The organism is Streptomyces sp. ISL-98, assembly GCF_018614055.1.
Lineage (GTDB): Bacteria > Actinomycetota > Actinomycetes > Streptomycetales > Streptomycetaceae > Streptomyces > Streptomyces spiramyceticus.
Map to the genome: position 1 here is coordinate 23,245 of NZ_JAGGPB010000019.1, position 20,564 is coordinate 43,808.

19 protein-coding genes are annotated in these 20,564 nt (G+C 68.8%); 9 read left to right on the forward strand and 10 right to left on the reverse strand.

Annotated elements, in window-relative coordinates:
- The first annotated feature begins 112 nt into the window (after nucleotides 1-112).
- The 5 genes from J7I98_RS13090 (at nucleotide 113) to cseC (ending at nucleotide 4,434) form a co-directional block, all read left to right on the forward strand.
- Nucleotides 113-1,009, forward strand: a complete 897-nt coding sequence (locus J7I98_RS13090; RefSeq protein ID WP_214920832.1) for an A/G-specific adenine glycosylase — start codon at nucleotides 113-115, stop codon at nucleotides 1,007-1,009.
- A 139-nt stretch (nucleotides 1,010-1,148) separates the two neighbouring features.
- Entirely contained in the window at nucleotides 1,149-1,706 is a 558-nt protein-coding gene (locus J7I98_RS13095; RefSeq protein WP_214920833.1) for a SigE family RNA polymerase sigma factor, read from the forward strand.
- A 41-nt stretch (nucleotides 1,707-1,747) separates the two neighbouring features.
- Nucleotides 1,748-2,362, forward strand: coding sequence for a hypothetical protein (locus J7I98_RS13100; protein WP_251020557.1), 615 nt, complete (start codon nucleotides 1,748-1,750; stop codon nucleotides 2,360-2,362).
- A 59-nt stretch (nucleotides 2,363-2,421) separates the two neighbouring features.
- Nucleotides 2,422-3,126: a two-component system response regulator CseB gene (gene cseB / locus J7I98_RS13105; protein WP_214920835.1), complete on the forward strand. Its 705-nt coding sequence runs from the start codon at nucleotides 2,422-2,424 to the stop codon at nucleotides 3,124-3,126.
- 3 nt (nucleotides 3,127-3,129) lie between these two features.
- Nucleotides 3,130-4,434 (forward strand): two-component system sensor histidine kinase CseC, encoded by a 1,305-nt coding sequence (gene cseC, locus J7I98_RS13110; RefSeq protein ID WP_214920836.1) that lies wholly within the window; start codon nucleotides 3,130-3,132, stop codon nucleotides 4,432-4,434.
- Between the two features lie 28 nt (nucleotides 4,435-4,462).
- Here the strand turns inward: cseC and J7I98_RS13115 are convergent, their stop codons facing one another.
- Nucleotides 4,463-4,909 (reverse strand): VOC family protein, encoded by a 447-nt coding sequence (locus J7I98_RS13115; protein ID WP_214920837.1) that lies wholly within the window; start codon nucleotides 4,907-4,909, stop codon nucleotides 4,463-4,465.
- Nucleotides 4,910-5,083: 174 nt separating this feature from the next.
- Nucleotides 5,084-6,667 (reverse strand): MDR family MFS transporter, encoded by a 1,584-nt coding sequence (locus J7I98_RS13120; RefSeq protein ID WP_374225115.1) that lies wholly within the window; start codon nucleotides 6,665-6,667, stop codon nucleotides 5,084-5,086.
- A 147-nt stretch (nucleotides 6,668-6,814) separates the two neighbouring features.
- Between J7I98_RS13120 and J7I98_RS13125 the strand changes: the two genes are divergently transcribed.
- Nucleotides 6,815-7,387, forward strand: coding sequence for a TetR/AcrR family transcriptional regulator (locus J7I98_RS13125; protein WP_214920839.1), 573 nt, complete (start codon nucleotides 6,815-6,817; stop codon nucleotides 7,385-7,387).
- On the opposite strand, the gene J7I98_RS13130 is transcribed toward J7I98_RS13125, so the two are convergent.
- The gene (locus J7I98_RS13130; protein ID WP_251020558.1) at nucleotides 7,377-8,078 is read right to left on the reverse strand and encodes a M23 family metallopeptidase; all 702 of its coding nucleotides are present in this window, start codon (nucleotides 8,076-8,078) and stop codon (nucleotides 7,377-7,379) included. The two genes, J7I98_RS13125 and J7I98_RS13130, sit on opposite strands and share 11 nt — an antisense overlap.
- A 423-nt stretch (nucleotides 8,079-8,501) precedes the next feature.
- Here J7I98_RS13130 and J7I98_RS13135 point away from each other — a divergent pair, with 423 nt between their 5' ends.
- Together J7I98_RS13135 and dacB are read left to right on the forward strand one after the other, a co-directional pair.
- A complete protein-coding gene (locus J7I98_RS13135; protein WP_214920840.1) occupies nucleotides 8,502-11,735 on the forward strand; it encodes an NACHT domain-containing NTPase in 3,234 nt (1,077 codons plus the stop codon).
- A 73-nt stretch (nucleotides 11,736-11,808) separates the two neighbouring features.
- The gene (dacB, locus tag J7I98_RS13140) at nucleotides 11,809-13,407 is read left to right on the forward strand and encodes a D-alanyl-D-alanine carboxypeptidase/D-alanyl-D-alanine-endopeptidase (protein ID WP_214920841.1); all 1,599 of its coding nucleotides are present in this window, start codon (nucleotides 11,809-11,811) and stop codon (nucleotides 13,405-13,407) included.
- A 120-nt stretch (nucleotides 13,408-13,527) separates the two neighbouring features.
- Here the strand turns inward: dacB and J7I98_RS13145 are convergent, their stop codons facing one another.
- Nucleotides 13,528-16,056, reverse strand: coding sequence for an ATP-dependent Clp protease ATP-binding subunit (locus J7I98_RS13145; protein ID WP_214920842.1), 2,529 nt, complete (start codon nucleotides 16,054-16,056; stop codon nucleotides 13,528-13,530).
- A 452-nt stretch (nucleotides 16,057-16,508) separates the two neighbouring features.
- On the opposite strand from J7I98_RS13145, the gene J7I98_RS13150 reads away from it, so the two are divergent.
- On the forward strand, nucleotides 16,509-17,129 hold the full coding sequence (locus tag J7I98_RS13150; protein WP_374225116.1) for an SCO3374 family protein: 621 nt from the start codon (nucleotides 16,509-16,511) through the stop codon (nucleotides 17,127-17,129).
- On the opposite strand, the gene J7I98_RS13155 is transcribed toward J7I98_RS13150, so the two are convergent.
- From J7I98_RS13155 to J7I98_RS13180, 6 genes are all read right to left on the reverse strand, one after another.
- On the reverse strand, nucleotides 17,108-17,443 hold the full coding sequence (locus J7I98_RS13155) for an Lsr2 family protein (RefSeq protein WP_214920843.1): 336 nt from the start codon (nucleotides 17,441-17,443) through the stop codon (nucleotides 17,108-17,110). The genes J7I98_RS13150 and J7I98_RS13155 overlap by 22 nt on opposite strands.
- A 146-nt stretch (nucleotides 17,444-17,589) precedes the next feature.
- A complete protein-coding gene (locus J7I98_RS13160) occupies nucleotides 17,590-18,132 on the reverse strand; it encodes an amino-acid N-acetyltransferase (RefSeq protein WP_214920844.1) in 543 nt (180 codons plus the stop codon).
- 9 nt (nucleotides 18,133-18,141) lie between these two features.
- Nucleotides 18,142-18,585 carry a BlaI/MecI/CopY family transcriptional regulator gene (locus J7I98_RS13165; protein ID WP_214921087.1) on the reverse strand — a complete coding sequence of 148 codons (444 nt, stop codon included), beginning with the start codon at nucleotides 18,583-18,585 and terminating at the stop codon, nucleotides 18,142-18,144.
- A 170-nt stretch (nucleotides 18,586-18,755) separates the two neighbouring features.
- Complete coding sequence (locus J7I98_RS13170) at nucleotides 18,756-18,941, reverse strand: hypothetical protein (protein ID WP_214920845.1); 186 nt, start codon at nucleotides 18,939-18,941, stop codon at nucleotides 18,756-18,758.
- A gap of 14 nt (nucleotides 18,942-18,955) precedes the next feature.
- Entirely contained in the window at nucleotides 18,956-19,564 is a 609-nt protein-coding gene (locus J7I98_RS13175) for a hypothetical protein (protein WP_214921088.1), read from the reverse strand.
- Between the two features lie 191 nt (nucleotides 19,565-19,755).
- Nucleotides 19,756-20,562: a type III pantothenate kinase gene (locus tag J7I98_RS13180; RefSeq protein WP_214920846.1), complete on the reverse strand. Its 807-nt coding sequence runs from the start codon at nucleotides 20,560-20,562 to the stop codon at nucleotides 19,756-19,758.
- Nucleotides 20,563-20,564 lie beyond the last annotated feature (2 nt).

The following is a 20,564-nucleotide window of genomic DNA, read 5'->3' on the forward strand; positions in this document are numbered from 1 at the left end:
TACGAGAGATCGGGGCCAACTCCTGCCCCACCCGCCGCTCCTGGCCCCAACTTTTCACGATCATCATTCCGGACCCTGGCATCCGTCAGGTCGTGGAAGGATCGGTGGTGCCATGACTGCGACAAGCGACACCACCGCCACCGCCCTTCACACCCCCGTCATCGCGTGGTTCGACACGCATGCCCGTGACCTCCCCTGGCGCCGCCCCGAGGCGGGCGCCTGGGGCGTGATGGTCAGCGAGTTCATGCTCCAGCAGACGCCGGTCAGCCGTGTGCTGCCGGTGTACGAGCAGTGGCTGGCCCGCTGGCCGCGCCCCGCCGACCTGGCCGCCGACGCCCCCGGCGAAGCGGTCCGCGCCTGGGGCCGGCTCGGCTATCCGCGCCGCGCGCTGCGCCTGCACGGCGCGGCCGTGGCGATCACGGAGCGGCACGGCGGCGACGTACCGAGCGACCACGCCGAGCTTCTGGCCCTGCCCGGGGTCGGCGAGTACACGGCCGCGGCCGTCGCTTCCTTCGCGTACGGGCAGCGGCACGCGGTGCTCGACACGAATGTGCGCCGCGTCTTCGCCCGTACGGTCACCGGCGTCCAGTACCCGCCGAACACCACCACCGCCGCCGAGCGCAGGCTCGCCCGCTCCCTGCTGCCCGACGAAGAGGCGAGGGCAGCCCGTTGGGCGGCTGCCTCGATGGAGCTCGGCGCGCTCGTGTGCACCGCCAAGAGCCCGGACTGCGGGAGCTGCCCGGTCTCCGGGCAGTGCGCGTGGCGGCTGGCGGGCAAGCCGGCGCACGACGGGCCGCCGCGGCGCGGTCAGACGTACGCCGGTACGGACCGTCAGGTGCGCGGCAAGCTCCTCGCCGTACTCCGGGAGGCGGCCGGGCCGGTCCCTCAGGCCGCGCTCGACGCGGTGTGGGACGAGCCCGTACAGCGGGCGCGTGCGCTGGACGGACTGGTCGCCGACGGGCTCGTCGAGCCCCTGGCCAGCGGTGTCTACCGGCTCCCCCTGGCTTGAGCACATCTCCGTTACACAACCGATGGACAGCCGTGCGCCTGCCGAGGGCTGGCCCGCACAGTGCCGTGACAACGCCTCCGTAACTTCGTCGACGTAAGCGGGACACACGGGGTTTTGCAGCGGGACGGAGGCGGTTCTAATGGCGCACGGCGAGGTGCTCGAATTCGAAGAGTACGTACGCACTCGGCAGGATGCTCTGCTGCGGAGCGCCAGGCGCCTGGTCCCCGACCCGGTGGACGCGCAGGACCTCCTCCAGACCGCGCTGGTACGTACGTACGGCCGCTGGGACGGCATTGCCGACAAGTCGCTCGCCGACGCCTACCTGCGCCGCGTCATGATCAACACGCGGACCGAGTGGTGGCGGGCCCGCAAGCTCGAAGAGGTGCCCACCGAGCAGCTGCCGGACGCGAGCGTCGAGGACGGCAGCGACCAGCGCGCCGACCGCGCGCTGCTGATGGACATACTCGGAGTGCTGGCACCGAAGCAGCGCAGCGTAGTCGTGCTGCGACACTGGGAGCAGATGAGCACCGAAGAGACGGCTGCGGCGCTCGGTATGTCGGCAGGTACGGTCAAGAGCACGCTGCACAGGGCGCTGGCACGTCTCCGGCAGGAGCTGGAGAGCCGCGAACTGGACGCGCGCGCCTTCGAGCGTGCGGAGCAGGGTGACGAACGGGGGCGGGAGCGGTGCGCGGCCTAGGCAGGGGCGGCAGGTTCACAGTGGCGGCGAGTGGCACGGCAATGGCCGGCCTCGCCGCCGTCGGCCTGCTTGTGGTGGCGTGCGACGCGGGGGGTACGGGCGCGCGCGACGCGGGTCCGGCGCGGACGGACCCGGTGGTCAGGGCGACGCCCTCGGAGGGCGGCACGACGCCCCCGGCCGCCAAACGGGTGGACCCGGTGGCGCTGATACAGGACGACCCCAAGGTCAGCGACACGGTCAAGCAAGACCTGCGGCCCTGCGTGAGGGACGAGTACCCGGTGGACACGTCGTACGGGAAGCTGACCGGCGGGCCCGGCAACGACGTCGTGGTGAATGTGATGACGTGCGGGGATGCCGTGGGCGTCGGGACGTATGTGTACCGCGAGGACGGCGACTCGTACAAGAATGTCTTCGCGGCCGAGGCGCCCGCGGTGTACGCGGAGATCGACCGCGGCGACCTGGTGCTGACCAAGCCGGTCTACGGGAAGAACGACCCGATGGCGTATCCCTCCGGCGAAGAAGTGATCACGTACCGCTGGTCGGGGACCAAGTTCACAGTGCACGACCAGGTGCACAACGACTTCAGCCGTTCGGTCGGCGGGGAGGGCGACGCGGGCGGCACCGAGCCCCTGCCCACACCCCCGCCGGAGAGCTGAGACGGCCGAGACCGAGATCAAGACCGCGAGAACGAGAACGAGAGAGTTGAGAGCAGCGGATGGCCGAGACCCATGTCCTGTTCGTGGAGGACGACGACGTCATCCGTGAGGCCACGCAGCTTGCGCTCGAACGCGACGGTTTCGTGGTCACCGCCATGCCCGACGGGCTTTCCGGCCTGGAGGCCTTCCGCAGCAACCAGCCGGACATCGCGCTGCTCGATGTGATGGTGCCCGGGCTCGACGGCGTGAGCCTGTGCCGGCGTATCAGGGACGAATCGACCGTTCCGGTGATCATGCTGTCGGCGCGGGCCGACTCGATCGACGTCGTACTGGGCCTGGAGGCCGGGGCCGACGACTACGTGACGAAGCCCTTCGACGGTGCGGTGCTCGTCGCGCGCATCCGCGCGGTGCTGCGCCGCTTCGGGCACGCGGGCGGGCCGGCGGGCGGGGCGCACGGCGGGGACGACGGGACGGACTGCGGGCCGCTCGTCTTCGGCGACCTGGAGGTCGACCGAGAGGGCATGGAGGTCCGCAAGGGCGGCCTTCCGGTGGGGCTGACGCCGACCGAGATGCGGCTGCTGCTGGAGTTCTCGTCGGCGCCCGGGACGGTCCTGTCGCGCGACAAGCTGCTGGAGCGGGTCTGGGACTACGGGTGGGGCGGGGACACCCGTGTCGTGGACGTCCACGTGCAGCGACTGCGCACCAAGATCGGCCAGGACCGCATCGAAACCGTGCGGGGCTTCGGCTACAAGTTGAAGGCGTAGAGCATGCGCCTTGCCCTGCGCACCGGCGTCCGATGGAAGATCAGCATCGCGATCGCCGCCGTCGGCGCCCTCATCGCGGTCGCGCTGAGCCTCGTCGTCCACAACGCCGCCCGTGTCTCGATGCTCGACAACGCCCGCGACGTACAGATAGAACGGCTCCAGTTCGCCCAGCGCTGGTACGAGTCGTCCGGCGACGCCAGATTCGGCACCAAGCTCAACGACCCCGCCCTGCCCCGGGAACTCAAGGCGAGAACGTCCAACAGCCGCCGCGCCACGTACGTCACGGACGGCCACAGCGGCGTGCCCGACGTATGGGCCGCCGCCCCCCTCGAAAACGGGGACGTCCTCTCGCTGCACACCCGCTTCACGGACCGCAGCGCCGCCATCATGGACGACCTCGACCGCGCCCTGGTCATCGGCTCGGTGTCGGTCGTCTTCGGCGGCTGCGCACTCGGCGTGCTGATCGGCGGCCAGCTCTCCCGGCGCCTGCGCAAGGCGGCCACGGCGGCCGGCAAAGTCGCGCAGGGCAATACGGACGTACGCGTCCGGGATGCCGTCGGCGGCGTCGTACGCGACGAGACCGACGAGCTCGCGCGCGCCGTCGACGCCATGACGGACGCCCTCCAGGAGCGGCTCGAAGCGGAACGGCGGGTCACCGCCGACATCGCGCACGAGCTGCGCACCCCCGTGACCGGGCTGCTCACGGCGGCCGAGCTGCTGCCGCCCGGCCGCCCCACCGAGCTCGTACGGGACCGTGCTCAGGCAATGCGGACGCTCGTCGAGGACGTCCTGGAGGTGGCACGCCTCGACAGTGCGGCGGAGCGGGCCGAGCTCCAGGAGATCGCGCTGGGCGAGTTCGTCAGTCGCCGGGTCGCGCTGCTGCACCCGGACGCGGTGGTGAACGTGGTGCACGAGTCGTGGGTGAACACCGATCCGCGCCGCCTGGAACGCATCCTCGGCAACCTTCTCGGCAACGCCGCCAAGCACGGCAAGGCCCCCTTCGAGGTCACGGTCGAAGGCCGGGTCGTGCGGGTCCGCGACCAGGGCCCCGGTTTCCCCGAGGCGCTGCTCAAGGACGGCCCGAGCCGGTTCCGTACGGGCAGCACCGACCGGGCGGGGCACGGCCACGGCCTGGGCCTGACGATCGCGGCCGGTCAGGCGCGCGTACTGGGCGCACGCCTCACCTTCCGCAACGCCCACAAGGACGGCGGGGCGATCGCGGTGCTGTGGCTGCCCGAGCACGCGCCGACGACGACGGGGAGCTTCCCGATGGTCCGGCTGCCGGACGACGGGGAGCGGCCGCAGTAGCGGCACCGGGCCGTAGCAATCCCCTGCCTCAGCAGGCCGGGTCCATCTCCCCGTCGAAGCCGCCAGTCCGCGCCTGGGTGAACGAGAACCAGTTCCCCGAGTCGTCCCTGAAGATCGCCTCCGTGCCGTACGGCCGCTCCTGCGGCGCCTGCACGAACTCCACCCCGCGGGCCTTGAGCGTCGCGTAGTCGCCATGGATGTCGTCGGTGGTCAGTACACCGGCTCCCAGAGCACCCTCCGAGACCAGCCGCCGTATCGCCTCGGCGGACACGGGGTCCAGGGCCGGCGGCCCGGGGACCATGAGCGTCAGCATCACGTCGGGCTGGTCCTTGGACCCGACGGTCAGCCAGCGCGTCCCGCTTGTGCCCAGGGTCATGTCCGTACGGGCTTCGAGTCCCAGCTTCTCGGTGTAGAACTCCTTGGCCCGGTCCTGGTTCAGGACCCAGACGGTGGATACGGCTAGTCCCTTGATCATGGAGAGCTCCTCGGGAGGGCGTGTCCTGCACAGTCACCGTAGGCAGCGGACCTCACCCCCGCTTCTCCGGAAGTACGCACTCCGGCCCCCGGCGCGAACGCCGGGGGCCGGAGGTCAAAACGAGTTTCCCCAGGTCAGGACAGTGTCAGGTCAGTACGGACGGGCCGGATCCGGTCAGGCGGATCCCTTCACCATCTCCGGCTCAGTGGCATCCGCACCCTCCGCAGCCGGCTGCGGCCCGGCTCCCCGCAGCGGCACCTCCTTCACGAAGAAGGCAGCCACGAACCCGATCACCGCGATCGCCCCGCCCAGCAGGAACGCCGCATGCGTGCCGGAAGCCACCGCGAACTGGTACGCCTCGCGCACCTGCTCAGGCAGCTTCGCCAGGCTCGCCGCGTCCAGCGTCGCCGACTGCTGGGTCACTCCGGCCCCGCCCCGTTCGGCCATCGCGTCCTGGACCCGGCTGGTGAAGAGCGCGCCCATGATCGAGACGCCGAAGGAGCTGCCGAGCGTACGGAACAGGGTGGTCGACGAAGAGGCGACGCCCATGTCCTTCATCTCGACGCTGTTCTGCGCCACCAGCATGGTGATCTGCATCAGGAAGCCCATGCCCGCGCCGAGTACGGCCATGTAGATGCCGGAGGTCAGCCGGGTCGTCTCCGTGTCCATCTGCGCGAGCAGGAGCAGACCGGCGACCATCAGCCCGCCGCCCAGGATCGGGAAGATCTTGTACTTGCCGTTGTTGGTGGTCATCCGGCCCGCGACAAGCGAGACGACCATCATCGACATCAGCATCGGCAGCAGGAGCAGACCGGAGTTGGTCGCCGAAGCACCCTGTACGGACTGCTGGAACAGCGGCAGGAAGAGCACCGCGCCGAACATCACGAAGCCGGTGAGGAAGCCGATCACCGACATGAGCGTGAAGTTGCGGTTGCGGAAGATGTGCAGCGGCATGATCGGCTCGACGGCCCTGGACTCGACGAAGAGGAAGCCCGCGAGTGCGGCGACACCGACCGCGATGAGCTCCATGATGATCGTCGACGACCAGGCGTACTCCGTACCGCCCCAGGTCGTGACCAGCACGATCGCCGTGATTCCGACGGTCAGCAGCCCCGCGCCCAGATAGTCGACGCGCGCCGTCGACCGCTCCTTCTTCGGCAGGTGCAGTACGGCGGTGACCATCGCCAGGGCGATCGCGCCCAGCGGAAGGTTGATGTAGAAGCTCCAGCGCCAGCCCAGGTGGTCGGTGATGGTGCCGCCGACGAGCGGTCCGCCGATCATGGCGAGCGCCATGACGCCGGCCATCATGCCCTGATACTTGCCGCGCTCGCGGGGCGGGATCAGGTCGCCGATGATCGCCATGACGCCGACCATCAGGCCGCCGGCGCCCAGTCCCTGAATGGCACGGAAGCCGATGAGCTGGCCCATGTCCTGGGCCATTCCGCTGAGCACGGAGCCGACGAGGAAGACGACGATCGAGGTGAGGAAGATGCCCTTGCGCCCGTAGAGGTCGCCGAGCTTCCCCCAGATCGGCGTCGAGGCGGCGGTGGCGAGGGTGTACGACGTAACGACCCAGGAGAGATGCTCCAGGCCGCCGAGCTCGCCCACGATGGTCGGCATCGCGGTGCCGATGATCATGTTGTCGAGCATGGCGAGCAGCATCGCGATCATCAGCGCGAGCAGAACCACCCGCACGCTGCGCGGCTGTGGCGCCGTTCCTTGCGCCGCTTCTTGCTCCGCTGCTTGCGCCGGTGTCACCTTTTCCCGCCCTGGTTTCCCGCTCGCCCCGTTGCCCATGCTTCCAGCTCCCCTGTTTACTTACTTGCCGCCCGGCAAGTTGACTACACTGGGCAAAGTAGACCGCTCACTAGCCGGGCGTCAAGTAAGTTCCATGGGGAGTTCAACGTGTCCAGAGGCAACACCCGCCAGCGCATCCAGGACGTCGCGCTTGAACTCTTCGCCGAGCAGGGATACGAGAAGACCTCGCTGCGGGAGATCGCCGAGCGGCTCGATGTCACGAAGGCGGCGCTCTACTACCACTTCAAGACCAAAGAAGACATCATCGTCAGCCTCTTCCAGGACCTGACCAGGCCCATCGACGAGCTGATCGAGTGGGGGCAGGAGCAGCCGCACTCGCTCGACACCAAGAAGGAAATCCTCACCCGCTACAGCGAGGCGCTGACCGCCGCCGCTCCGCTCTTCCGCTTCATGCAGGAGAACCAGGCGACGATGCGCGACCTGAGCATCGGCGAGACCTTCAAGGAGCGCATGCTCGTGATGCTCGACCTGATCAAGGAGCCGGACGCGGCACTGACCGACCAGGTCCGCTGCATCAGCGCGCTCTTCACGATGCATGCGGGGATGTTCGTACTCAAGGACGTCGAAGGCGACCCCGAGGAGAAGCGCAGGGCTGTCCTCGAAGTCGCCGTCGATCTGGTGAGCCGGGCACACGGCCAGGCTCCGGGTGTTACAGGCTGACGCCCTCCGCGCGGAGGAAGCTCACCGGGTTGATCGCGGTGCCGTAGTTCGGCGTCGTACGGACCTCGAAGTGCAGGTGCGGGCCGCTCGAGTTACCGGTGTTGCCGGAGAGCGCGATGCGCTGACCCGTCTTGACCGTCTGGCCGGGCTTCACATCGACGCGCGAGAGGTGGGCGTACTGCGAGTACGTGTTGTTGTCGTGCTTGACCACGATCGCGTTGCCGTACGCCGGGCCGTCGCCGGCGCCGTTGGGACCGGACTTCACGACGGTGCCGCCGTGCACGGCCTCGACCGCGGTGCCGGTGGGCACGGCGAAGTCCTGGCCGGAGTGCTTGCTGGCCCACATGCCGCCGCCCTTGCCGTACGTCGCACTCAGCGCGTAGTGGTCGAGGGGCTGCTGCCAGGACGCGGCCTTCTTCGCCATGGCCTTCTTGGCCTTCGCCGCCTTCGCCTTGGCGTCGGCCTTGGCCTTGGCCTTGGCCTGGTCGGCGGCCTTCTTCGCGTTCACGGCCGCCTTGGCCTGCGCCTCGGCCTGCTGCTTGACGGACGTGGCCGCGGTCCCCTCGGCGGCGAACGCCACGCCTGCCGTTCCGAGCACCATCGACGCTCCGAGTCCGGCGACCACGAGGGCGGTGCGGCGGGTGCGGGCGGACGAGGAGCCGATTCGGGAGAACATGTCGCGCTTCTGCATACGGGGGGAAACCTCCGGGGCGTGAATGAACCCGGCTGGTCGCCGGGCTTGCTCCACCTTGGTAACCCGGGCTCCCGCCCTGCCCAAAATGGGCTATCTACTACCACCGGCCGTATATGCGACATCTTCTTTTCGGCTCTTGACGGCCATCTGCCCCCTCTGCCAAGTAGGGGCTATAAACCCTCAAATCCCGGTTTAAACCCAAGCCAGAGCCGAGTAAACCGGCCATAAAGCCAGGTCTCGGACCCCCGCCGGTAAGCGGTGCGAAGGTCCCCCGGCCACCGGGACGAAAGTCCCTCACCCCGGCTGGAACACATCCACTATTCCGTTTCGTAGGCCCCTCACGGCCTGTGCGCCTTGTCACCGCCAGACCCCTCGCTAGGCTGATCCACTCGGACAGCACAGGCCTCAGGGGGACGGCACGTGGATCCCGTAAGCATCGGCGCCCGGCTCGTGTCGAGCGCTGTCGCACCACTGGTCAAGAAGCTCTTCGTGAGCGAGGGCCCGGGCGCCGGGCTGGTCGACAAGCCCGTCCGGCTCTCCGGCTACGTCTCCTTCAGGGGCGAGAAGCGCACCCTCGGCGAGAACGACCTCCGCAAACTGGCCGCCGAGCTGGTCAGACAGGCCCTCCGTACGGGCGAGCGGCCACTGCCCGCCGACGAGGAGCGGGCCGTCACCGACGCCCTGACCAGCACGCTGTACGCGCTCGGAGACCTCACCCTCAGCGACGTGGAGGCCGTCGAACTGGGCCACACCGCCCTGGCCCGCGAACTGCGCCGTGCCGACGACCGCCCGGAGCGGCAGCTGTCCACGGACGCGACGTACTTCTACGAGCGCCTCCTCGACGCCACCTGCCTGCACATCCTGAACTTCTTCACCCAGCGGTCGACCTTCGTCGCGGCGACCCTCGTCGCGCAGAGCCGCCGCCAGGCCGAGCTGATCGCGAAGGTCGACGAGCTCATCTCCCGCCGGCCGCTGCCGGGCGCGGAGGACGTGGCGTTCGAGCAGCGCTATCTGGCGTACGTGGCGAAGAAGCACAGCAAGCTGACGATCTTCGGTATCGACCTCAGCAACTCACCGGGGAAGTGGCCGCTGGACGCGGCGTATCTCAGCCTGGAGGCGACGGCCGTCGGACCCATCCGCGGGGACACATCGGTCCAGACCCTCCGGGACTACGTCGGCGGGATCGGGGCCGACTCCCGCCTGATGTCCGGCAGCCTCGACACCGTCTTCGAGCCGCGCCCCGCCGACCAGGCGCTCGCCGAACACGACCGCGTCCTGCTCCGCGGCGAGGCCGGCTCCGGCAAGACCACGCTCGTCCAGTGGCTCGCCGTCTCCGCCGCCCGCCAGGACCTCGACGACCGCATGGCGTACCTCTACGACCGCATCCCCTTCGTCCTGCCCCTGCGCACCCTGACCCGCCACGGCGAGCGCCTCCCCGCCCCCAGGGACTTCCTGGCCGCCGTCGGCTCACCGCTCGCCGGGGAGCAGCCCGCCGGGTGGGAGACCCGCGTACTGAACGCCCGCCGCGGCCTGGTCCTTGTCGACGGCATCGACGAGATCCCGGATGCCGAGCGCTCCCGTACCCGTGGCTGGCTGAGCGACCTGATCGACGCGTACCCCGGCAATCGCTGGCTGGTCACGTCCCGCCCCTCGGCCATACGGGAGGACTGGCTCGGCGACGAGGACTTCACCGAGCTCGCCCTGTCCCCCATGCGGCCCGCCGACGTCGCGGCCTTCATCAAGCGCTGGCACAGTGCGGCCCGTACCGGCTCCGAGGACGAGGACACTGCCCTCCTCGCCTACGAGAAGCAGCTGCTCGAAGCAGTGCGCGCCAAGCCGGACCTGGGGCGGCTCGCGACCAACCCGCTGATGTGCGGGATGATCTGCGCGCTGCACCGCGACCGCCACGGCTTCCTGCCGCACGGCCGCAAGGACCTCTATACGGCCGCCCTCTCCATGCTGCTCGTACGCCGCGACCGTGAGCGCAACATGGGGCTGCCGGAGCTCCGCGAGGAACCGCAGATCCAGTTGCTGCAGCGGCTCGCGTACTGGCTGATCCGCAACGGCCGCACCGAGATGGACCGTTCGCGGGCGGAAAGCATCATCGCGGACGCACTGCCCGCACTGCCGGAAGTGGCCGAGCTCGGTGAGGCGAAGGCGGTGTTCGACCACTTCCTGCACCGCAGCGGGCTGCTGCGCGAACAGGCCCCCGGAACCGTCGACTTCATCCACCGCACCTTCCAGGACTTCCTCGGCGCGAGGGCGGCCGTCGAGGAGGGCGACTTCGGGATGCTCGTACGCCACGCCGCGAACGACCAGTGGGAGGACGTCATCCGCATGGCGGTCGCCCACGCACGACCGCGCGAGCGGGTGGAATTCTTCGGCGACCTCCTCTCGTACGGCGACGAGAATCCGGACGACGCCGCACGGACCCGCGTCCATCTCCTGGCGGCGGCCTGCCTCGAAGACGCCACCGAGCTCTCCCTCGCCGTACGCCAGGAGGTCGAACGCCGCACGGAGGCCCTCATTCCACCGCGCAGCGCCGAGGCGGCCCGCGAACTGGCGGCGGTCGGCCCGATGATCCTGGACCTGCTCGACGGACCGGAGCGGCTCGACGAAGAGGCCGCCGAGCATGTCGTCATCGCTGCGTCCCATGTGGCGTCGGAGCGGGCGATTCCGTTCCTCGCCCGCTTCTGCGGGCACCAGGCGGAGCGCGTCCGAGCGCAGCTCATCTGGTCCTGGGACCGGTTCCACACCCAGCAGTACGCCGCCGAGGTCATCTCCCGGATCGACCCGACCGGCCTGTACTTCACCGCCCGGACGGACGAACAACTGGACGCCCTGCGCACCCTCGGCCCCCGGCCGATGCTCGACGCGAGAGGCCCCATTTCGCCGTCCGCGCTGCTCGCCTACACGGACGCGGCGGAGCTCACGAGGGCCAGGATCCGCGAGAACCCCGACCTGCGCGATGTGTCGTTCCTGCGCGGCCAGAGCGGCCTCACCCATCTGACCGTCGCCGGCTGCCCCCGGCTGACGAACCTCACCGGGATCTGCCGCCTCCCTCTGCGCACGGCCGTACTGGACATGGCCCCGGGCGCCGACCTGGGCGCCCTGTCGAGGATGGACCGGCTGGAAATCCTCACCCTGGGCGGAGGGCTTGCCTGGTCCACGTCCGACCTCCCCGCACGGGCGCCGCTGAGGACGCTCGACCTCGTCGACATGGTCCGCCCGGAGGACGGCCTCAGGGGCCTCGGCAGGCACAGCGCCCTGCAGGACGTCTCGCTCGGCCCTGCGAGCAGTCCCCGGAGCGCGGAGGAGTGGGCCGTCATCAGCCGGCTCCCCCGGATAAGCGCCTTGCGCGTGAGCGGGGAATCGCTCGCGCTGGCTCCCTTCTCGGGCAGCCTGGCGAACGTGGAGCGGCTCACGCTCCTCGGCCGGTTCTCCCAGTCGGCGCTCGACATGGTGCCCGAACTGTTTCCCAGCCTCACCTCGCTGGTGGTCAGCGGTCCCACCGACGAGTGCGATGTCACGTCGCTGGCCGCCCTGACCTCGCTCCAGTACATCGAGCTGCTCTCGCTTATGGCCGTCCGGGGCGTCGAGCAGCTCCCCGGCCGGGTCAGGGTCCTGGGCCGGAGACGGGGCTTCACCGGCTGACGGTTGACGCCGCGTCAGCCGTTGGCAGAGGCGTCCTTCCGACGAGCGCCTCCGTCCGGGATGCTCCTGTGCCATGAGTAGACCTGTGATTCGACCTGTGATTCGCGCGAAGCGCCGTACGCACGTCTGGGTCTGGCCCGTGGCCGTAGGCCTCGCCTGCACACTCACCTGGAGCTCCCCCGCCGGAGCCGGCCCCTCCGACACCGGCATCAAGGGCGCCATCGACACGATCCTCACCGACCCGCGCCTCGACGGCGGAGCCGCGAGCGTCGTGGTCGCCGACGCGACCACCGGCGAGACCCTCTACCAGCGCGACGGCGCCGACCGCCTGATGCCGGCGTCGAACACCAAACTGCCCACGTCCATCGCCGCCATGGCCCTGCTCGGCCCCGAGTACCGCTACCGCACCGACGCCCTGACCACCGGCAGCCGCCAGGGCTCCGTACTCCTCGGCGACCTGTATCTGCGGGGCACCGGCGATCCCACCATGCTCGCCAAGGACTACGACCAACTGGCCGCCGCCATCGCCGAGTCCGGCATCAAGCGCGTCGTCGGCCGCCTCATCGCCGACGACACCCGCTTCGACACCCAGCGCCTCGGCCGCTCGTGGGCAGCCGACGACGAGTCCGCGTACTACTCGGCGCAGATCTCCGCCCTCACCGTCGCCCCCGACACCGACTACGACGCGGGCACGGTCATCGTCACGGCATCCCCCGGCGCGAAGCCCGGCGACCGCCCGGTCACCACCCTCACCCCGCGCACCGACTACGTCGACATCGACGTCCGCGCCACCACGGTCCCGGCCGGACAGCCGGACACCCTCACCGTCGAGCGCGAACACGGCTCCAACACCATCGCCGTCACCGGCAACATCCCGGTCGGCGCGAACCCCACCAAGGAGTGGATCAGCGTCTGGGAGCCGACCGGCTACGCCGCCGAGGTCTTCTCCGACGCTCTGAGGGCCCATGGCGTACGCATTACAGGCCCCACCAGCCACGGCCGCCCCACCCCCGGCAACGCCAAGCCCCTGGCGACCCACACATCGATGCCCCTGAAGGAGCTCATGCGCCCCTTCATGAAGCTGTCGAACAACATGCACGCCGAGGCCCTCACCAAGACCATCGGCTACGAGACGGCCGGCAAGGGCACCTGGGACGCCGGCCTGGCCGCCATCGCCACCCACCTCACCAAGGAAGGCGCGGACGCCTCCAAGCTCCGCCAGGTGGACGGCTCCGGCCTCTCCCGCATGAACAACATCTCCGCCGCCCAGCTCGCCAAGCTCCTCCTGTCCGTACGTACCGCCCCCTGGTACGCCGACTGGTACGCATCCCTCCCCGTCGCCTGCAACCCGGACCGCACCATCGGCGGCACCCTGCGCTCCCGCATGTGCAACACCCCCGCCGCCCTCAACACCCGAGCCAAAACCGGCTCCCTGACCGGCGCCTCCGCCCTGTCCGGGTACGTCACGGACGCGGGCGGCCGCGAGCTGGTCTACAGCATCGTCCTGAACAACTACCTGGCCTCCTCGGTCAAGAGCATCGAGGACGCGATCGTGATCACCCTCGCGAAGTCCACGAAGACCGACACCCAGCTCGTACGCCCCAGCCTCCAGCGCAACGCCACCCCCGCCACCGACCTCGAATGTTCCTGGCGCAAGCCGGCCCTCTGCTGAAGGCTGAAGCCGACGCGGACAGGCAGACAGCGGACAGGCAGACAGCAGACAGGCAGCAAAAGGGGCTGCCCCGGAACCCATACGGTTCCGGGGCAGCCCCTTCAGGCGCTCAGGGCGCTGTTACGCGTCCTTCGACAGGTTCGGGCCGGTGCTGCCGCCCGCTGCCTGCTCGATCGGGGGAACATCGGGGAGTGCCGACTTCTCCTCGCCGCGGAAGGTGAACGCCCTCGCGTCACCCTCGCCCTCGACGTCGACGACCACGATGTGGCCGGGACGCAGCTCGCCGAAGAGGATCTTCTCGGACAGGATGTCCTCGATCTCCCGCTGGATCGTCCGGCGCAGCGGCCGGGCGCCCATGACCGGGTCGTAACCCTTCTTCGCGAGCAGCGACTTGGCTTCCGAGCTGAGCTCGATGCCCATGTCGCGGTCCTTCAGGCGCTCGTCCACCTTGGCGAGCATGAGGTCGACGATCTGGATGATGTCGTCCTCGGTCAGCTGGTGGAAGACGACCGTGTCGTCGACACGGTTGAGGAACTCGGGGCGGAAGTGCTGCTTGAGCTCTTCGTTGACCTTGTTCTTCATCCGCTCGTAGCCGGTCTTGACGTCGCCCTGGGCCGCGAAGCCCAGGTTGAAGCCCTTGGAGATGTCCCGGGTCCCGAGGTTGGTCGTCATGATGATGACCGTGTTCTTGAAGTCCACGACGCGGCCCTGGGAGTCGGTCAGACGACCGTCCTCAAGGATCTGCAGAAGGGAATTGAAGATATCGGGGTGGGCCTTCTCGACCTCGTCGAAGAGGACGACGGAGAACGGCTTCCGGCGCACCTTCTCGGTGAGCTGGCCGCCCTCTTCGTAACCCACGTAACCGGGGGGAGAACCGAAGAGACGGGAAACCGTGTGCTTCTCGCTGAACTCCGACATATCGAGGGAGATCAGTGCGTCCTCGTCGCCGAAGAGGAATTCGGCGAGCGTCTTGGAGAGCTCCGTCTTACCGACACCGGACGGGCCGGCGAAGATGAACGAGCCACCGGGGCGCTTCGGGTCCTTCAGACCGGCTCGCGTACGGCGGATCGCCTGCGAGAGGGCCTTGATGGCGTCCTTCTGGCCGATGACGCGCTTGTGGAGCTCGTCCTCCATGCGCAGCAGGCGGGAAGACTCTTCCTCGGTGAGCTTGAAGACCGGGATGCCCGTGGCCGTGGCCAGGACCTCGGCGATCAGTTCCTCGTCCACCTCGGCGACGACGTCCATGTCGCCGGCCTTCCATTCCTTCTCGCGCTTGGCCTTGGCCGCAAGGAGCTGCTTCTCCTTGTCGCGGAGGGAAGCCGCCTTCTCGAAGTCCTGCGAGTCGATCGCGGATTCCTTGTCCCTGCGGACACCGGCGATCTTCTCGTCGAACTCGCGGAGGTCCGGCGGTGCGGTCATCCGGCGGATTCGCATCCGGGAGCCGGCCTCGTCGATCAGGTCGATCGCCTTGTCCGGCAGGAAGCGGTCGGAGATGTAGCGGTCGGCCAGAGTGGCTGCCGCGACAAGCGCCGAGTCCGTGATGGACACACGGTGGTGTGCCTCGTAGCGGTCACGCAGGCCCTTGAGGATCTCGATCGTGTGGGGGAGGGAAGGCTCCGCCACCTGGATCGGCTGGAAGCGGCGCTCCAGCGCAGCGTCCTTCTCGAGGTGCTTGCGGTACTCGTCGAGCGTCGTCGCACCGATGGTCTGAAGCTCACCACGGGCGAGCATCGGCTTCAGGATCGAGGCCGCATCGATCGCGCCCTCGGCGGCGCCCGCACCCACCAGGGTGTGGAGCTCGTCGATGAACAGGATGATGTCGCCGCGAGTGCGGATCTCCTTCAGGACCTTCTTCAGGCGCTCCTCGAAGTCACCGCGGTAGCGGGAACCGGCGACGAGCGCGCCGAGGTCGAGGGTGTAGAGGTGCTTGTCCTTGAGGGTCTCGGGCACCTCGCCCTTGACGATGGCCTGAGCCAGCCCCTCGACGACCGCCGTCTTTCCGACGCCGGGCTCGCCGATGAGAACCGGGTTGTTCTTGGTACGACGGGACAGCACCTGCATGACCCGCTCGATCTCCTTCTCGCGCCCGATGACCGGGTCGAGCTTGGATTCGCGGGCGGCCTGAGTCAGGTTGCGGCCGAACTGGTCCAGGACAAGAGAGGTCGAGGGCGTGCCCTCGGCCGGGCCGCCGGCAGCGGCGGTCTCCTTGCCCTGGTAACCGGAGAGCAGCTGGATGACCTGCTGCCGCACCCGGTTCAGATCGGCGCCCAGCTTCACGAGGACCTGGGCGGCGACGCCCTCGCCCTCGCGGATCAGGCCGAGCAGGATGTGCTCGGTACCGATGTAGTTGTGGCCGAGCTGAAGAGCCTCCCGGAGCGACAGCTCCAGGACCTTCTTGGCACGGGGAGTGAAGGGGATGTGGCCGGACGGGGCCTGCTGCCCCTGACCGATGATCTCCTCCACCTGCTGGCGGACCGCCTCGAGCGAAATCCCGAGGCTCTCCAGGGCCTTAGCGGCGACACCCTCACCCTCGTGGATAAGGCCCAGGAGGATGTGCTCGGTGCCGATGTAGTTGTGGTTGAGCATCCGGGCTTCTTCCTGAGCCAGGACGACAACCCGCCGCGCGCGGTCGGTGAACCTCTCGAACATCGTTAATCGCTCCTCAGAGCGGTCGGGCAGTGAGGGGTCGGTCCCCTCCCAGTCCTTCCGCATGCTAGTCCCGTGGGACGGGACAGCTCATTCCAACTGCCGACATCCGTCCGGATCACCCCGCCCTTGCGGGGAAACCTCACTGCCGGAACAGCTGTCTACTGCTCCAACCTGATGGTGCGAGACGATGTTCCCGCAGGCCAAGCAGATACCCGTTCATTCAGTACGCCGATGGCGAACGTGAGACGGCTCGACCAGCGTGTCGCCCCTTCCCACTAGGAATGTCTTACCCGCAAGCACTGACACTCCATGCAGCGCACACCGGTTCCCTCCGCTACGGGCGAACAACCTTGCGCGGCCGATTACGCCCGCACGCCCGCCGAGCATCAACAGAGCGCAGTCGTGTGCCTACGAAGCGTAACTTGCGAAGTGTTTCAGGAGTTGGTCCGGACATGACGACGCCCCCGAGTCAGGTCCCGCTCCCGCGTACGCGGATGCCGTTCGCGAACGGCATCGCGCAGTCGATCGCGCAGTGGTACGAGCACGAGCTCGGCTGGGCCACGGCGAACTGGGCCACGGCGGAGGGCCTTCCGGCACAGGGCCCGGTGCAGCTCCTGACGGGCCTGCGCTTCGACGTACTGGAACTGCCCTCCGACGCGGGATTTGCCGTCCTGCGGCGCCTCAGGGGCCTCACAGGGCCCGTTGCGCTCCTCGGGCGGCGTATGAGGCTGCTGGTCGCCGCGGGGAGCGCAGAGGAGCTGCCCGGGCTCCTCGACTGGCTGGAGTGGGGCGGCGTCGCCCTGGATCTGCGCGCGATCGGGGCGGGCGGGCGGATGGCCGCGCCCACACCGCCGGGATGGACAAGCTCGCAGGGGGCCGCCATGTGGCTGCGACCCCCCGAGCCGCGGCACGAGGTCGAGCCGATGCTGCCGGCATTTGCCGGACTCGGGTGCCGTGCGGAAACACCCGATCTCGTACGACTCGTGGGCACGGCGGCAACTGAATGCCACCGGGCCCGGTTGTTGCACTCGAATTTCGCTGACGCGAATGCTCAGCCGTTGGCCTTCTCGTAGGCCTCACGGATGTCTGCCGGGACGCGGCCACGGTCATTCACGTTGTAACCGTTCGCCTTGGCCCACTTACGGATCTCGGCGGTGTTCTGGTTGCCACCAGCGGCAGCGCGCGCCTTGCCGCGGCCGGAAGCCGCACGGCCACCGGTGCGCCGGCCGCCCTTGGCGTACGGGTCGAGCAGACCACGGAGCTTGTCCGCGTTCGCGGTGGTGAGGTCGATCTCGTAGGTCTTGCCATCCAGAGCGAACGTCACCGTCTCGTCCGCCTCGCCACCGTCGAGGTCATCGACAAGAAGGACCTGAACCTTCTGTGCCACCGGATTTCCTTTCATCGAAAATGCAGTACGCGGAAAGGAAACCGCTTTTCTCTGGAAAACACAAACCCCCGGTCGAGGTTCAGTACCTCATCAACACGGGAAACGTGCGCGTTTCGGACATAGGGTGTTCCGGCGGCTTCAGAAGATCACAGGTGCAGAAGCATCCGGCTGTTGCCCAAGGTGTTCGGCTTCACCCGTTCGAGACCGAGGAACTCCGCTACACCCTCGTCATAGGAACGCAGCAGCTCGCTGTAGACATCTCCGTCGACAGGAGCCTCACCGATCTCCACGAAGCCGTGCTTGATGAAGAACTCGACTTCGAAGGTGAGACAGAAAACCCGGCGCACACCGAGCCAGCGCGCTGTCTGGAGCAGCTTGCCAAGCACTTGATGCCCGACTCCGGCGCCCTTGAAGGCCGGATCGACCGCGAGAGTTCGTACTTCCGCGAGGTCTTCCCACATCACATGCAGAGCGCCGCAGCCGACAACGGCCGCGTCCTCGTCGCGTTCGGCGACCCAGAACTCCTGGATGTCCTCGTAAAGCGTCACGTTCGCTTTGTCGAGCAGGATCCGCTTCTGTGCGTACGTGTCCACAAGGTTGCGGATCGTTGGCACATCACTGGTCCTTGCCCGCCGTACGGTGATGGCTTTTGCAGCGGCATTGGGAAGCGCGGGAAGCTCTGAGGGCATACCGGGACGCTATCGCTCCGTGTCGTCCGCGCTCTCGTCGCCCTCTGCCGAAGATGCGCCCTCTGCGGGAGATGCGGGATCGGCGGGATCGGTGCGCTGACCTACGACGCGCATCGCGTCCTCCAGAGCATCGCGCTGTTCCGCCGACATCATGCCGAAGAAGGCGACCAGGGCTGCTGCTGGGTTGTCACTCGTGGACCAGGCTTCGTTCATCAGTGCGGCCGAGTATGCGGCGCGAGTGGAGACCGCCGTATATCGATAGGCGCGGCCCTCGACTTCCCTGCGCACCCAGCCCTTCTGATGGAGATTGTCCATTACGGTCATGACCGTCGTGTAGGCGATGGACCGTTCCTTCTGAAGGTCTTCTAGGACTTCCCGGACGGTGACCGGTCGGTTCCACTGCCACACGCGCGTCATGACGGCGTCTTCCAGCTCTCCCAATTGGCGAGGCACAGCGCCACCATAGTGGGAGATTTCCAGTAATGGCAGGTATTTGCGCAGCAAAAAGGGCGTACGGCTCGGAATGAGTCGTACGCCCTCACGCAGCACCTCGCGAGCCTCGCCCCAAGCATCGCCTCAAGCCTCGTCGTGAGCCTGACGTGAGCCTCGCGAAGAGAGTGCCGTCAGGCCTGGCCCGCCTCGGGCGTCCGGGTCTGCTGCGCCGACTCGGCGCGGGAGAGGGCGGCGTCCACGGCCGCGTCTTCCTTGGCCTTGTTGGAGCCACCCTGCGACTTGACGATCGTCGTGACCAGGGCGATGAAGAACACGGCCATCACCACGGGGGGCAGAAGCGCGGAAACGTAGTCCATGCCGTCCAGAGTAGCTACCCCGCCGCCCTCTGCTCCGGCGGGGGCACGGGGCGGCGGCGCGGCGGAAAGACCTCGGACGGCTTCGGCATCGGACGGTCCCCGGGGGCGCGGGGGCCGGGCTTCGGTGCGGGTTTCCCCGGCTGCGGCGGGCCGTCGCCTTTCCGGGGTTGCGGCGGGTCGTCGGCATGGGAGGCCGTGGCCCTGCCGCCCACGAGCGACAACAGCCGGGTACGCGGCGCGGGTGCGGGGCTCCGGCCGGCCAGGCGGGCCCGTACCGACTCCTCGGCGACGTCCCGGCAGCGGTCGAGGAGTTCGGCGCCGCCCGGCATGTCGCGGAGCGTACGCAGGGCCGCGAGGTCGTCGGGGGTCGGCCCGTATCCGGCGGCCAGGGCGTCCTGGAGCAGCTCCAGGTAGCCGGCGGCCGCCCCGGGGAGAGCCTCGCGGTAGCGGACGAGGTCGGCGAGGAGGAACGCGCGCAGCCGGCCCGCCTCGCGGACCGCCTCGTCCAGGGAGTCGGCGAGGCGCAGGCAGTCCTGGACGTCCTCATCGGACAGTGACGCGGGATGGAGGGCGACAGCGAGGGCGCGTCGGAGCACACGCAGCTCGTCAGCGCCGAACGCCATGCCGCCACGGGATCCGTATGGCGTGGGCATGTAGTGACAATACGCACGAAACGGACAAAATCGGTTTAATGGTTGTACGGCGGCGCGGCGGACGGGCCGGGTCGCCGTACGGACCGGGCCGCCCTGCGAACCGGTCCGTCGTACGGGGCGCGCTGCCCGTACGACGCACCGCATCCGGCACCGCATCGGCGCTACATCCGCGCCACGTTCCGCTCGTACACCAGGCGCAGCCCGATCAGCGTCAGCCACGGCTCGTGCTCGTCGATCTCGGAGGACTCGCCGAGCACCATCGGCGCCAGGCCGCCCGTAGCGATGACCGTCACGTCGGCCGGGTCGCCGTCCGGGCCCGCGAGCTCGCGGGCCATGCGCTGCGCGACACCGTCGACCTGGCCCGCGAAGCCGTACACGATTCCGGCCTGCATGGCCTCTACCGTGTTCTTGCCGATCACGCTGCGCGGCCGGGCCAGCTCGATCTTGCGGAGCTGGGCGCCCTTGACGCCGAGCGCCTCGACGGAGATCTCGATGCCGGGCGCGATGACGCCGCCCGCGTACTCACCACGCGCCGATACGGCGTCGAAGGTCGTCGCCGTACCGAAGTCGACGACGATCGCCGGTCCGCCGTAGAGCTCGACCGCCGCGACCGCGTTGACGATGCGGTCCGCGCCGACCTCCTTGGGGTTGTCCATCAGGATCGGCACACCCGTCTTGATGCCCGGCTCGACGAGCACGGCCGGGACGTCGCCGTAGTAGCGGCGGGTCACCTCGCGCAGTTCGTGCAGGACGGACGGGACGGTGGAGCAGATCGCGATGCCCTCGATGCCGTCGCCCAGTTCGTCGCCGAGCAGCGGGTGCATGCCCATCAGACCCTGGAAGAGCACGGCGAGTTCGTCCGCGGTGCGGCGGGCGTCGGTCGAGATGCGCCAGTGCTCGACGATCTCCTCGCCGTCGAACAGACCGAGGACCGTGTGGGTGTTGCCGGCGTCGATGGTGAGCAGCATGG